The following is a 13,007-nucleotide window of genomic DNA, read 5'->3' as shown; positions in this document are numbered from 1 at the left end:
TTGAGTAGATGCCTTTCAAAGGTTTGCATGCTGTATAATTTTTTCTATCTCGTTCCACTCTTTAATCCGAAAATGAGCTTTTTCGTAAAAAGGCAAACGCTCTTGGTATAGCTTTTCAAGAAAATCTTGAATTTCGGCATCAGTTTTTTGAGCAAACATAGGTCTTTGCGACTTTTGGCTCAAAATTCTTTCCCCAATAAGTGAGAGCGGAACATCAAGAAAAATCACTTTGCCTGCCCCCAGCATATAGTCTAAATTCTGATGAAAACAAGGGGTGCCGCCTCCCGTAGCTACTATTTTTGGGGGTTCAATAGGGATTTTTCTCAAAGCCTCTGCCTCTATTTTTCGGAAAAATGGCTCACCTTCCTTTGCAAAAATTTGTGATATGGATTTTTGTGCTATTTTTTCAATTTCTTGGTCTAAATCAATCGCTTGCCATTTCCACTTACTTTCTACTTTGTGAGCCAAAGTGCTTTTGCCCGAAGCAGGCATTCCTATCAAAAAAAACATAGACTTTATTTTTTTCTAAACACCAGTTGCAAAGGCACGCCCTCAAAATCAAAATTTTTACGAAGCTGATTTTCTAAATAACGCTGATAGCTTTCCTGAACGTATTGGGGCAGATTGCAGAAAAACGCAAAAGTAGGCGTATGCGTAGGAAGCTGGGTTACGTATTTGATTTTCACGTATTTTCCTTTAATCATAGGAGGCGGGTAGCTTTCAATGGCGGCAAGCATTACATCATTGAGTTGTGAGGTAGGAATACGTTTTTTACGATTTTCATACACCTCACAAGCCTTTTCTACCACTTTGAAAATACGCTTTTTCTCTTTTACAGAAGCAAAAACAATGGGCAGATAATCCATTGGGGAAAGTTTTTTACGAATAGCATCTTCGTAATGCTTAGCGGTTTTGTGGTCTTTTTCAATCAAATCCCATTTATTTACCACAAGTACCATTCCTTTTTTAGATTTTTCGGCAAGGCGTAAAATATTTACATCTTGCGATTCAAGCCCTTGGGTAGCATCAATAAGCATAATACAAACATCACATTCTTCCAAAGTACGCAAAGAACGCATTACCGAATAGAACTCTATGCTATCGCGTACTTTGGTTTTTTTTCTAAGCCCAGCCGTATCGGTGAGAATAAACTCTTTTCCATATAAATTGTAGTGGGTATCAATGGAATCGCGAGTAGTGCCTGCAATGTCTGTTACGATGCTACGCTCTTCGCCCACAAGGGCGTTGAGCAATGAGGATTTCCCTACATTAGGTCTTCCTAAAATTGCAAAACGAGGCAAACCTTCATAAGGGTTGGGTTCTTCTTCATCTTTGAAGTGTCTAATTACTTCATCAAGCAAATCGCCTGTACCGCTTCCTGTTTCAGCAGAAATAGCAAAAACTTCTCCCAAGCCCAAAGCGGCGAACTCATAAGCCTGTTGGTTACGTTCAAAGGTTTCGGTTTTGTTGGCAACTACAATAACAGGCTTTTTAGAACGGCGAAGGATATTGGCAAATTCTCTGTCCAGCGGGTGCAATCCTTCCATTGCATCAACCATAAATAGCACCACCGAGGCTTCTTCTACGGCGATACCTACTTGCCTACGGATAGCGGCTTCAAAAATATCTTCCGAACCTACCACATAGCCGCCTGTATCAATAAGGGTAAAAGTTTTATTGAGCCATTCGGCAAGCCCATAGTGTCGGTCGCGAGTTACACCTGCTTGGTCATCGGTAATGGCATCTTTGGTTTGTGTAAGTCTATTGAAAAGGGTAGATTTTCCCACGTTTGGTCTGCCTACAATCGCTACAATATTCGCCATACAAGTTGAAGGTTTTGAAGTTGAAATTTTGCAAGTTGAGAGTTTGAGAGCTGATATTTTCGTTTAGGAAGCGAACCGCAAATTTACAAAAAAATAAAAAACCACCAACCTTCGTTGTGTGGTTATATCTCTTTTTCGTTTATTAGATGACTTTATTTCACCAAATCTACTTTGTAGATGAAATATTCGCTATCCCCTTGCCAAGGGAAAACCCAATACTTTTGCTTGTAGTATAGCTTTACTTGCTTGCCGTTGTATCTTGCAATTTTTGAATAACCTCTTTTTCGTTTTCATTTACCGAGAATACAAACCTTTGGGGATTTATTCTATCTTCTGTACCAATTCGTAACTCTCCTTCCCAAGTCTTGAAAACAACTCCTTTTTTGCTAAACTTATCCAGCGTTCCTGCTCGTACCCCTTCGCTATACACTCCGAAGGTCATCATTGAAATCCAAGCTACTAATGAAATTACTAAGAAAGCAAGCCCAATGAGAGTATATTTTTTCTTTTTGCTCATACATCAGCAGACTTTTTTTCCTCAACGATAGTGCTTTCTATATCTTCTTTTTTGGGGAAAATGAGCGAAAGCACAATACTGGTGGTAAGGATGCTCAAAATGATATAGATAGAGTAAGTAGGCTTGAAACCAATTTCTTGTAGAGGATATTCTAAAACCATTTTCAAACCTATAAAAGTGAGCAGAACCCCCAAGCCGTATTTGAGATAGTGAAAGAGGTGCATAATGTTGGAAAGCAAGAAAAACATTGAACGCAAGCCCATAATAGCGAAAATATTAGAAAAATACGCTATGGGCTGGTCTTGGGTAATGCCAAGCACCGCAGGCACAGAATCTACTGCAAAAATAAGGTCGGTAAATTCTACGATAAGCAAAACAATGAAAAGTGTAGTTATCATTCTTTTGCCATTTTTCACAACAAAAAACTTATCGCCTTCATAATGCGGATATACAGCAAAATATTTGGAAGCAAAGCGTACAATAGGGTGTTTCTGCGGGTCTATGGTTTCCTCTTCATCTTCTTCTTTTTCAAAGAAAATCTTTACCCCCTGAAAAATAAGAAAAGCCCCAAAAAGATAAAGTACCCAATGAAATTGCTTGACAATTTCAATACCCAAGAAAATAAATATAAAACGCATTACAATAGCTCCAAGAACCCCCCAAAAAAGCACCTTTTTGTAATACTCCTCACGTAAGCCAAAAGAAGAGAAAATTAAAATAATCACGAAAATATTATCGGCAGAAAGTGCATACTCAATAATATAAGCGGTAATAAACTCTATGGAAATATAGTTTCGGTAAATTTGTAAGTTTTCTTCTAAACTCAAATCGGGACTTACTTTGACATCAGCCCTATCCCCTATATCTATACGTTTGACAATCTCATCGTAGCTTTGTGGGTTATGAATCCAATGTCCTTCATATCGCAGAAATATAAAAAAAATCATCGCCAGGCTGACCCAAACGAGTGTCCATAGTACCGCTTCCTTGAAACTTATTACGTGGCTCGATTTAGAGAAAATTCCCAAATCCAAAGCTAATACAAAGGCAATAAATACCAAAAAAGCGGAAAAAAAGAGGATTTCGCTACTGAACATAGTTTTTGTTTGTGCAAAACGTTTCGTAAGATACTACTTTTCGCTAAACGCAGAAAATATATTGACAAAAATTTTTTCAAGTCTTCTGCGAAACTCGTTGATGGCTCGCAGAAAAATCGTGTAAGTTTCAATCACAAAAATACAAAATGTTTTCGCTTAACAAAAATTTTGTGCAAATATTTCTTGCTTTTAGGCAAAATAAAAAAATATATTTTGCACAAATTCTTAAAAATCACATTTTTAGCACCGCAAGCAAACGAAGTAATAATTTGGCTATTTTTAAGTAAAATTTTTAGCTTCGTTCCAAAAAACGTCCATTTCAGCAAGACTCATTTCCGAAAGTTTGCGGTTATTTTCTTTGGCTTTTTGTTCAAGATACTGAAAGCGTTTGAGAAACTTTTGATTGGTTCTTTCAAGAGCTGTCTCGGGATTGATACCCAAGAAACGAGCATAATTGACAAGTGAAAAAAGCAAATCTCCAAACTCTTTTTCAGCTTCTGCTAAATCAAAGGCTTGCTGGTGGTTGTAGGTCTGCTGAAACTCTTGCATTTCTTCCTCTACTTTTTGCCAAACCTGCTCTTTCTGTTCCCAATCAAAACCTACGGCACGGGCTTTTTCTTGCATACGCATAGCTTTCAGGAGAGCGGGCAAACTGGCAGGCACGCCCGCAAGTACCGATTTTTCACCTTTGCTTTCAGTTTGCTTTATCTGTTCCCAATTTTGAGTAACTTCCTCTGCCCCCGAAACCGAAACATTTCCGTAAATGTGTGGGTGTCGGCGAATGAGCTTTTCGCAAAGTTCATTGATAACATCAACAATATCAAAATTTTCTGTTTCTGAGGCTATTCTCGCGTAAAAAACAATATGCAATAGTACATCTCCAAGTTCTTTCTTGATTTCCTGCATATTCTCGGAAAGAATTGCCTCAGAAAGTTCAAAAACCTCCTCAATCGTAAGATGACGAAGTGACTGCAAAGTTTGTTTTTTATCCCAAGGGCATTGGGTACGCAAATCGTCCATTATATCCAAAAGCCTAAGAAAGGCTTGCTGTTTTTCCTCTTGGCTGTGCATATTTTTTATCTCGTAAAAGAATAATAAGCGGGACTTCCGAATCGGTCAATGCCTTCTATGGTAATTCGGCGAGGTGCTTTATTCAAAATTTCTATCACTTCTTTGGGGTCTTTTATCTCAATGCCATTGATACGCAAAATAATAAAACCATCTTCAAAGCCATTATTTTTGAAAAAACCTCTACGTAAATTATTGAGCCTCACACCGTTTTTGATGCCAATTTTTTCAAGTTCAATTTTAGGGACTTTCTCCAAATCAGCTCCCAAGTCATCATCAGAAAGCACCTCTTTTTTGCTCGTATCGGTAGTACCTTGTTGGTTGGTGAGTTTTATTTTCTTTTGTTCCAGTTTTCCTTTCCTTTTGAAAGTAATGGTAATTTCGTCACCAGGTCTGAAATAGCTCAAATTTTCATCAAAATCTGCTCGGGAATTGATAGGCTCTTGGTTGATTTTCAGGATAACATCTCCTTTCTGCAAGCCTGCCTGAAAGCCTGCTCCTTCTTTCATTACCCTATCTACCAAAACCCCCTCCAAATCTTTCAAGTTATACTCTTGTGCCACTTCCGAATTGATATCCAAGACCTCTACCCCTAAAAAGGCTTTTTGTACATCACCAAATTGTATCAAATCACTCACTACTTTGGCAACAATATCCGAAGGCACGGCAAAGCCATAGCCAGTATAACTGCCTGTCTGCGAAAGTATCGCCGTATTGATACCCACGAGTTCCCCTTTCAAATTCACCAAAGCTCCTCCACTATTGCCAGGGTTTATGGCGGCATCTGTCTGAATAAAAGACTCAATGGGAAAGCGAGTGCTTCTGATAAGTCGTAAAGCTCTGCCCTTGGCACTCACAATGCCTGCCGTGACAGTAGAAGTAAGATTAAAAGGATTTCCTACGGCAAGTACCCATTCGCCTACTTGTACATCACGCGAGCGTGCTATGCGTATATTGGGCAAATTGCGGGCATCAATTTTAAGCAAAGCCAAATCGGTAGAAGGGTCTCTGCCTATTACTTTGGCTTTGTAAGTTTTTTTATTGTGAATTACTTCAATGCTTTCCGCTCCTTCAATAACGTGATGATTGGTAATAATATAACCATCTGCCGAGTAAATCACTCCCGAACCCGAAGAGACTACTCTTGAGCTGTACCCGCCCCCACCAAAGTACCAATCAAACCAATCCATAGACTGACGCGAAGAAATATTTTTGATATACACTACACTGGGGGTAGCAATCTGCGATGCTTGTACAAAATCGGGCGGCGAAAGCAAAGGGATAGCATTGGCCGTATCATTATCTTTGCCTTTGGTAGGCATTACAGGGATTTTAGCAGAAAAGTTTTGGCTTAAAATTGCCTCTTGCCAAGCAATTTGTTTGGGCTCTACAATAAACTCGTAATACAATGCCGCCCCCAATACTCCCGAAAATACACTGATAAGCACTTGAAACACTATTTTTTTCATAGGTGTAAGTTTTTTGTGAAACCTTTTGCTATAAACGTTTTTGCCAGAATAAAAGTTTAGAGTGAAATCGCCTAATATTTTCAAGCCTCAAACTTTCAAACTTCAAAATTTAATAGGAAGAAACTTTGTAGCCAAATTTCAGCAGAGCTAATCAATTTTTAGGCAGATATTTTTTTCTTCGGTAAAAAAGTTGAGAGCCTCAAAACCTCCTTCACGTCCTACACCTGAATTTTTTACCCCTCCAAAGGGAGTTCTCAAATCTCGTAAAAGCCAACAATTTACCCAAACAATGCCACTTTCTATTTTTTGAGCAATACGATGAGCTTGAGAAAAATTTTGCGTCCAGATGCTACAAGCCAAACCATATTGAACACTATTGGCATACGCCAAAACTTCCGTTTCGGTTTCAAAAGGCGTAAGCGTAACCACAGGACCAAAAATTTCTTCTTGGTTGGTACGGCAATCGTAAGAAAGCCCTTCAATGACGGTAGGTTCTACAAAAAAACCGCCTGCATTTTCACCTTGCAAAAAAACTCTTTTTCCACCTGTCAGAATTTTACCGCCTTCCTGCCCAGCAAGTTCAATATAGCTCAAAACTTTCTGCAAATGAGCTTCTGAAACCAATGCTCCCACAAAAGTAGTTTCCTCTTTGGGGTTTCCGACTTTGAGTTTTTGTGTTTCACGAACAAAATCTTGCTTAAACTGCTCATAAATGGGCTTTTCTACAAAAATTCTTGAGCCACACAAGCAAATTTCGCCCTGATTGAGAAAAGCGGCACGCACAGCCGTTTGTAAAGCCTTTTCATATTCGGCAGAAGCAAAAATAATGGTTGGATTTTTACCACCAAGTTCTAAGGAAAGTTTTTTGAACTGCGGAGCGGCAAGCGAGGCGATTCTTGCTCCTGTACGTGTGCCACCCGTGAAAGAAATCGCTTTTACTTTGGGGTGCGTAACAATGGCTTCTCCGACCTCTCCTCCGTAGCCGTGCAAAATATTTAGCACGCCTGCGGGCAAACCTGCTTCTATACAAATTTGACTGAAAAGAAAAGCAGTATAAGGAGTTAGTTCGGAAGGTTTGGCAATTACACAATTTCCCGAAGCCAAAGCAGGGGCAATTTTCCAAGTAAAAAGATACAAAGGCAAGTTCCAAGGCGAAATACAACCCACTATTCCCAGCGGTTCTCGCAGAGTATAATTCAGACTGCCCGTTTGTTGGTAGCTCTCATTTGCCCAATGCAAAGACGCAGTAGCATAGAAACGCATATTTTGCGAAGCTCTCGGAATATCCATTTGTTTGGCAAGCCAAAGCGGCTTTCCGTTATCTCGGCTTTCGGCTTGGGCAAGCATTTCAGCATTTTTATCAATCAAGTCGGCAATTTTCAAAAGAATTTTCGCTCTACCCTCTGCTCCTAAATTTTTCCATTGTTCTGTAGCCTTTTGAGCAAATTCAATGGCGAGAGCAACATCTTTTTCATTGCTTCGGGGCAACTGAGCAAATATTTTGCCCGTAGCAGGCTCAATATTGGGTAAAAAATCTCCTGAAAGCGATTTTTGCAAAGTTCCACCAAGGTAATTGAGAATTTCTATCATCTGAAAAAATTTGTAATACCAATAAGTTTATGTTGTTTCTATATTCCCTTTCCTGCCAAACTACTCTCTCATTTTTCGCAACTCTTTTGCGTCAATGTGCCGTATGGCTTCTTGCTTTGTAAATTCTAAAAGCCAAGCCTTTTGAGGAGCGTTTGTGATTTTAGTTACAAAAATAAAATCTTCATTTTCAAGTTTTTGTAGAGTAGGCTCTACCGCTTTCCCCTGTTCCAATTCATAAAAAAAGGCTTCCAAAAAGGCTTTACGCTTACCCTCCGAATTTTGCAAAAGGTTTTTATCATCAGCAGAAATTTGCAAAATCTTGATAGCATAAGCCTTTTGCAGGGAATCTTGCCATTTTTGTTGGATTTGAGTATTGGGAGCTTGGTTGAGTGTTTCGGTAATAAGCATACTTTTCTGCAAAACCCAAGTTTGCAGTTGGCGAGGTGTTACTTTCTTAATTTTTCTATCCTTGACCTCTTCGGCAAGTTTTTTGGTATCGTAACCTCTTTCTTTCAAATCTGGCACGCAAGCAACTTGTATCAGTAGCAAAAACGCGTAAAAGTAATTTTTCATACATCAATGGGCTTTGCTCTTTATTCTTGGCTATAACAAATTGTATTGCTTCAAAATTTCGGCTACTTCATTATTTTTCTTGGCTACTTCCCGCAAAGAAAGCATTATGTTTTTTACATCTTTCTGGTTTAGCTCAATTTTTTCCTCTATCTCTTTCACCTTCGTTTCAAAAGGACGTATCATTGTGCGTCTGTCCCACCAAGCAAATCCCAATGCCGCCGCCGTTACCGCAGAAAATATCGCCGTCAGTATCCACAAAAAATTAGTTTGTTGTTCAAAACGAGCATTCATATCTGTTCGTAACTCTTCAAAACGTTTATCCATTTGTTCAAAACGTTGTGTAAAACGCTTTTCCATTTCATCAAGTTTCTGCTCAATCTTGATAAGGCGGTCGCGGTCATCAAGCGTAAAAGGTACGCTTTGCTGGGCTCTGGCACTTAAACCTACAAGCAAGAAAATCAATAAAACTCTTTGCATAAGCTACATCAAATTGTATTGTCTTAAAATTTCTGCTACTTCATTATTTTTCTTGGCTACTTCTCGCAAAGAAAGCATTATGTTTTTTACATCTTTCTGGTTTAGCTCAATTTTTTCCTCTATCTCTTTCACTTTCGTTTCAAAAGGACGTATCATTGTGCGTCTGTCCCACCAAGCAAATCCCAATGCCGCCACCGTTACCGCAGAAAATATCGCCGTCAATATCCACAAAAAGTTCATTTGTTGCTCAAAACGCTTATCTACTTGCTCAAAACGAGCATTCATATCGCCTCGTAACTCTTCAAAGCGTTTATCTACTTGCTCAAAACGCTTGTCTATTAGTTCAATACGCTGCGTAAAACGCTTTTCCATTTCATCAAGTTTCTGCTCAATCTTGATGAGGCGGTCGCGGTCATCAAGCGTAAAGGGAACACTTTGCTGTGCAAAAAGTTTGTGATTCAGCAAGAAAATTATCCAAGTTATCGTAAAAACTTTTTTCATACATAATGCTTTATTTTACAAAGTTAGCAAATCAGTGGCAACTTTACAATAAAAACAAAAAAAATTGCCCAAGTATTCCACTTGCTTTGTAAATTTGTGCCAAAACGTAAAAGGAATGGCAACCACACAAAAATATACCGAAGAGAGCATCAAATCATTAGAGCCTCGTGAGCATATACGCTTGCGTCCGGGAATGTATATCGGCAAATTGGGCGATGGTTCTTCGCAAGATGATGGTATTTATGTTCTTGTAAAAGAAATTTTGGACAACTCCATTGACGAATACACAATGGGTTTTGGAAATAAAATTGAGATAGAAGTAAGCGAAAATCGGGTGAAAGTGCGAGATTATGGCAGAGGTATTCCTTTGGGAAAAGTAATTGACTGCGTTTCTAAAATCAATACAGGTGGCAAATACGACTCAGCAGTTTTTCAGAAATCCGTAGGTTTGAATGGTGTAGGCACAAAAGCCGTAAATGCCCTTTCTACATACTTTATGGTGCAATCTTTTCGTGATGGGCAAAGTAAAAAAGCCGAATTTCAGCAAGGGGTACTTGTTCAAGATTATCCACTACAGCCCACTACCGAACCCAATGGAACACTCGTAATTTTTGAACCTGATAGCACTATTTTCAAAAATTATAGTTTTATACCTCAATACTTAGAGGAGCAAATTTGGAACTATGCTTTTCTGAACGCAGGGCTAAAAATCATTTTCAACGGGCAAGAGTATGTTTCTAAAAATGGGCTTTTAGACCTCTTGCTACGCAAAACCAATGAAGACGAAATCCGCTACCCCATTATTCATTGCAAAGGAAATGATATTGAATTTGCCCTCACGCACGGCAATCAGTATGGAGAAGAGTATTACTCTTTTGTAAATGGACAACATACCACCCAAGGCGGTACGCATTTGGCGGCTTTTCGCGAGGCACTCGTAAAAACTATAAGAGAGTTTTTCAAAAAAGAATTTGATGCTTCCGACATTCGTGCTTCCGTAGTAGGGGCTATCAGTATTCGTGTGCAAGAGCCAGTGTTTGAGTCACAAACGAAAACTAAATTAGGCTCTACCAATCTTGCTCCCGATGAAAACTCTCCAAGCATTCGGGCATTTATCAATGATTTTGTCAAGAAAGAATTAGACAACTACCTGCATAAAAATCCGCAAACTGCCGAAGCAATGCTCAAACGCATTTTGCAGTCGGAGCGTGAGCGTAAAGAAATTGCAGGTATCAAGAAACTCGCCAACGAAAGAGCCAAAAAAGCCAATCTGCACAACAAAAAACTTCGCGATTGTCGTATCCACTACGACGACTACAAGCACGAACTTCGCCAAGATACTACGCTATTCATCACGGAAGGAGACTCGGCAAGTGGCTCTATTACCAAAGCTCGCAATCCGCTCACGCAAGCTGTTTTTTCTTTGCGAGGCAAGCCACTCAACTGCTACAATATGAGCAAAAAAGTGGTGTATGAAAACGAGGAGTTTAACCTTTTGCAACACGCTCTCAATATTGAAGACGGCTTGGAAAGCCTGCGTTACAACCGAATCGTGATTGCTACTGATGCAGATGTAGATGGTATGCACATTCGTTTGCTTTTGCTTACCTTCTTTTTGCAGTTTTTCCCCGATTTGGTACGCAATGGGCATTTGTACATTTTGGAAACCCCTCTTTTCAGGGTACGCAATAAGCAAAAAACTATTTATTGCTACTCGGAACAAGAAAAACAAAAAGCTATCCGACAGCTCGGCGGAAATCCCGAAATTACACGTTTCAAAGGTTTAGGCGAAATTTCTCCTGATGAATTTGCCGAATTTATTGGCGAGAACATTCGTTTAGAACCTGTAATACTCAAAGAGCATACCAATATCCCCAAAATTTTAGAATACTATATGGGTAAAAACACGCCTGCTCGTCAAGAGTTTATTATCAACAACTTACGAGTAGAGCTGGAAACCCTCTCTGAAAAAGAAATTATTGCAGAAATGGAAATGGTGTAGCCTCTACACCATTTCATTTACAATATCCCAAACAATATCGCTTTCAAAGCCTTTGCCAATGGCGTAATAAGCGAGTTTTTGCTTGCGTTTCAGTGGATTTCTTTCACTGATTTGCCTATTTTTCTTGATAAGCAATTCACGTACAGTTGCTTCGTAGTCCTCATCAGGAATTTCTTTGAGGGCTTCTTTGATGCAATATTCTGTAATATGGTGCATTTGCAAAGCCTGACGAATTTTTCGTTTTCCCCATTTTTTTATGCGAAACTTACCTCCTGCAAAGGTTTTGGCAAAGCGTTCCTCGTTGATATAACCCTGTGTAATGAGTTCGGCAATAATCCACTCCATTTCCTCGCTATCAAGCAAGTATGTTTCTTTCAATTTTTTTCGGACTTCATATTGGGAGCGTTCCTGATAGGCACACCAAGAAGCCATTTTTTGCAAAGCCTCTTTTACCGAAACTACTTTTTTTTCCATAGTATTAAATCCTGAAATAGCAAAATAAGCAAAATTTCGGTAGCAAAAGAAAAGGATTACCTTACGATTTTGAATTTTCAAGAATTTTAGCGAATAAGTATTCAAAAATTTTTGCTGATAAACCTTTGAAAATCAAGAAATAAAGCACGAAATATCTTGCAAACCACTTTAATCTTGGTATAAAATTTTGAGAAATCAAACAAATTGTCTATCTTGCTAAACGTTCTGATGTTTCTATCTTTTTTGAGATTTGAACCTTTTAATGTTTCACCAAAAATGAAAATGTATGCGTTCCGTTTGTATGTTAGGAGTAAAAGCCGAACTCGGTGCAGGCACGCGTGGTGCCAGTTTAGGATTTGATGCCGTTAGAATTGCAAGTTTGAGCAAAAACAAAAATTTTTTCCAACAATATCCTTATCACGAAATTTGCGTTAGCAACGAAGCCTTATTTCAGAATAGCCCGCACACCTTTGCCAAAAATATTGATGCAATTCTTAAAAATCAGATTGAAATTTGTGAGCAAATTCATACTTGTTTGAAAAAAAATCTCTTTCCTTTTGTTATTTCAGGCGATCATTCCTCTGCCAGTGCCACTATCGCAGGTATCAAGAAAACTTTTCCTGACAAAACTTTGGGCGTAATCTGGATTGATGCCCACGCCGACTTACATTCGCCCTATACAACGCCTTCGGGCAATATGCACGGAATGCCCGTAGCTATAGCCCTTGCCGAAGATAATTTGAGCGAAAAAGTAAATGAAGTAAATCCTACTACTATCTTGTTTTGGGAAAAACTAAAAAATTTAGGTGTAAAAGGAGCAAAATTTTCCCCTAATCATTTGGTATATATTGCCCTTCGCGATACCGAAACCCAAGAAGAATCTTTCATCGCCAAACATAAAATCCGTAATTACAGCGTAGAAGAAATCAGACGTAGAAGTGTAGAAGTGGTTATCAGAGAAATTTTAGACGAAAAACTTGCCGATTGCGATTTGATTTACATTTCTTTTGATGTAGATAGTATGGATAGCAGTATTTCGGTAGGTACAGGTACTCCTGTTTCGGGTGGTTTGAGTGTAGCCGAAGCAAAAGAAATTAACGCTTTACTGGTACAAGATACGCGTGTATGTGCTTGGGAAATGGTAGAAATTAACCCTTTGCTGGATACCAAAGGCAATAAAATGGGCGAAGTAGCTTTTGAAGTGTTGGAAAGCACTATCAGTAGTGCAAAAAATCCAGAAAGCTATGAGAAGTCTGAAATAACTTCTCTTTCTATTTGATTTGACGCAAAACTATTCTACAACTATGCTGAAACGTTTCATTCTTAGCCTAATGGGAATGAATGTGTATTTTTTTGCATTTGCTCAATCTTTTCCAAGTCTTTAGTATATTTGCCTTAGATACACAACCTTATGTC

13 protein-coding genes are annotated in these 13,007 nt (G+C 38.8%); 2 read left to right on the top strand and 11 right to left on the bottom strand.

The genetic code is table 11. The features are described 5' to 3' along the window. Positions 1 to 15 precede the first annotated feature (15 nt). The 10 genes from ACWITO_RS11515 to ACWITO_RS11470 form a co-directional block, all read right to left on the bottom strand. On the bottom strand, positions 16 to 510 hold the full coding sequence (locus tag ACWITO_RS11515) for a shikimate kinase (RefSeq protein WP_448530144.1): 495 nt from the start codon (positions 508 to 510) through the stop codon (positions 16 to 18). Positions 511 to 515: 5 nt separating this feature from the next. After that, a complete protein-coding gene (gene der, locus ACWITO_RS11510; protein ID WP_448530143.1) occupies positions 516 to 1,823 on the bottom strand; it encodes a ribosome biogenesis GTPase Der in 1,308 nt (435 codons plus the stop codon). Between the two features lie 238 nt (positions 1,824 to 2,061). Next, positions 2,062 to 2,340 (bottom strand): hypothetical protein, encoded by a 279-nt coding sequence (locus ACWITO_RS11505; RefSeq protein WP_448530142.1) that lies wholly within the window; start codon positions 2,338 to 2,340, stop codon positions 2,062 to 2,064. After that, entirely contained in the window at positions 2,337 to 3,437 is a 1,101-nt protein-coding gene (locus ACWITO_RS11500; RefSeq protein ID WP_448530141.1) for a TerC/Alx family metal homeostasis membrane protein, read from the bottom strand. The genes ACWITO_RS11505 and ACWITO_RS11500 overlap by 4 nt, the downstream gene beginning before the upstream one ends. 279 nt (positions 3,438 to 3,716) lie before the next feature. Further along, positions 3,717 to 4,508 carry a nucleoside triphosphate pyrophosphohydrolase gene (gene mazG, locus ACWITO_RS11495; RefSeq protein WP_448530140.1) on the bottom strand — a complete coding sequence of 264 codons (792 nt, stop codon included), beginning with the start codon at positions 4,506 to 4,508 and terminating at the stop codon, positions 3,717 to 3,719. A gap of 5 nt (positions 4,509 to 4,513) precedes the next feature. Continuing rightward, positions 4,514 to 5,974 carry a S1C family serine protease gene (locus ACWITO_RS11490; RefSeq protein WP_448530139.1) on the bottom strand — a complete coding sequence of 487 codons (1,461 nt, stop codon included), beginning with the start codon at positions 5,972 to 5,974 and terminating at the stop codon, positions 4,514 to 4,516. A gap of 147 nt (positions 5,975 to 6,121) precedes the next feature. Then, positions 6,122 to 7,564, bottom strand: a complete 1,443-nt coding sequence (locus ACWITO_RS11485) for an aldehyde dehydrogenase (RefSeq protein WP_448530138.1) — start codon at positions 7,562 to 7,564, stop codon at positions 6,122 to 6,124. Positions 7,565 to 7,624: 60 nt separating this feature from the next. Next, the gene (locus ACWITO_RS11480) at positions 7,625 to 8,137 is read right to left on the bottom strand and encodes a hypothetical protein (protein WP_448530137.1); all 513 of its coding nucleotides are present in this window, start codon (positions 8,135 to 8,137) and stop codon (positions 7,625 to 7,627) included. Between the two features lie 30 nt (positions 8,138 to 8,167). After that, on the bottom strand, positions 8,168 to 8,614 hold the full coding sequence (locus tag ACWITO_RS11475) for a hypothetical protein (protein ID WP_448530136.1): 447 nt from the start codon (positions 8,612 to 8,614) through the stop codon (positions 8,168 to 8,170). A gap of 3 nt (positions 8,615 to 8,617) precedes the next feature. Next, a complete protein-coding gene (locus ACWITO_RS11470; RefSeq protein WP_448530135.1) occupies positions 8,618 to 9,115 on the bottom strand; it encodes a hypothetical protein in 498 nt (165 codons plus the stop codon). A 115-nt stretch (positions 9,116 to 9,230) separates the two neighbouring features. On the opposite strand from ACWITO_RS11470, the gene ACWITO_RS11465 reads away from it, so the two are divergent. Further along, positions 9,231 to 11,117, top strand: a complete 1,887-nt coding sequence (locus tag ACWITO_RS11465) for a DNA topoisomerase IV subunit B (protein WP_448530134.1) — start codon at positions 9,231 to 9,233, stop codon at positions 11,115 to 11,117. Between the two features lie 3 nt (positions 11,118 to 11,120). On the opposite strand, the gene ACWITO_RS11460 is transcribed toward ACWITO_RS11465, so the two are convergent. Next, a complete protein-coding gene (locus ACWITO_RS11460; RefSeq protein ID WP_448530133.1) occupies positions 11,121 to 11,591 on the bottom strand; it encodes a regulatory protein RecX in 471 nt (156 codons plus the stop codon). 286 nt (positions 11,592 to 11,877) lie between these two features. Here ACWITO_RS11460 and ACWITO_RS11455 point away from each other — a divergent pair, with 286 nt between their 5' ends. Then, complete coding sequence (locus ACWITO_RS11455; RefSeq protein WP_448530132.1) at positions 11,878 to 12,870, top strand: arginase; 993 nt, start codon at positions 11,878 to 11,880, stop codon at positions 12,868 to 12,870. Positions 12,871 to 13,007: the final 137 nt, after the last annotated feature.

This window comes from Raineya sp., assembly GCF_053497555.1.
This window is presented reverse-complemented; position numbering and strand designations above follow the sequence as displayed.

What these genes read in the sequence shown, in the direction of transcription:
- ACWITO_RS11515 (WP_448530144.1), bottom strand. Translation starts at nt 510, where the DNA reads ATGTTTTTTTTGATAGGAATGCCTGCTTCGGGCAAAAGCACTTTGGCT.
- der (WP_448530143.1), bottom strand. Translation starts at nt 1,823, where the DNA reads ATGGCGAATATTGTAGCGATTGTAGGCAGACCAAACGTGGGAAAATCT.
- ACWITO_RS11505 (WP_448530142.1), bottom strand. Translation starts at nt 2,340, where the DNA reads ATGAGCAAAAAGAAAAAATATACTCTCATTGGGCTTGCTTTCTTAGTA.
- ACWITO_RS11500 (WP_448530141.1), bottom strand. Translation starts at nt 3,437, where the DNA reads ATGTTCAGTAGCGAAATCCTCTTTTTTTCCGCTTTTTTGGTATTTATT.
- mazG (WP_448530140.1), bottom strand. Translation starts at nt 4,508, where the DNA reads ATGCACAGCCAAGAGGAAAAACAGCAAGCCTTTCTTAGGCTTTTGGAT.
- ACWITO_RS11490 (WP_448530139.1), bottom strand. Translation starts at nt 5,974, where the DNA reads ATGAAAAAAATAGTGTTTCAAGTGCTTATCAGTGTATTTTCGGGAGTA.
- ACWITO_RS11485 (WP_448530138.1), bottom strand. Translation starts at nt 7,564, where the DNA reads ATGATAGAAATTCTCAATTACCTTGGTGGAACTTTGCAAAAATCGCTT.
- ACWITO_RS11480 (WP_448530137.1), bottom strand. Translation starts at nt 8,137, where the DNA reads ATGAAAAATTACTTTTACGCGTTTTTGCTACTGATACAAGTTGCTTGC.
- ACWITO_RS11475 (WP_448530136.1), bottom strand. Translation starts at nt 8,614, where the DNA reads ATGCAAAGAGTTTTATTGATTTTCTTGCTTGTAGGTTTAAGTGCCAGA.
- ACWITO_RS11470 (WP_448530135.1), bottom strand. Translation starts at nt 9,115, where the DNA reads ATGAAAAAAGTTTTTACGATAACTTGGATAATTTTCTTGCTGAATCAC.
- ACWITO_RS11465 (WP_448530134.1), top strand. Translation starts at nt 9,231, where the DNA reads ATGGCAACCACACAAAAATATACCGAAGAGAGCATCAAATCATTAGAG.
- ACWITO_RS11460 (WP_448530133.1), bottom strand. Translation starts at nt 11,591, where the DNA reads ATGGAAAAAAAAGTAGTTTCGGTAAAAGAGGCTTTGCAAAAAATGGCT.
- ACWITO_RS11455 (WP_448530132.1), top strand. Translation starts at nt 11,878, where the DNA reads ATGCGTTCCGTTTGTATGTTAGGAGTAAAAGCCGAACTCGGTGCAGGC.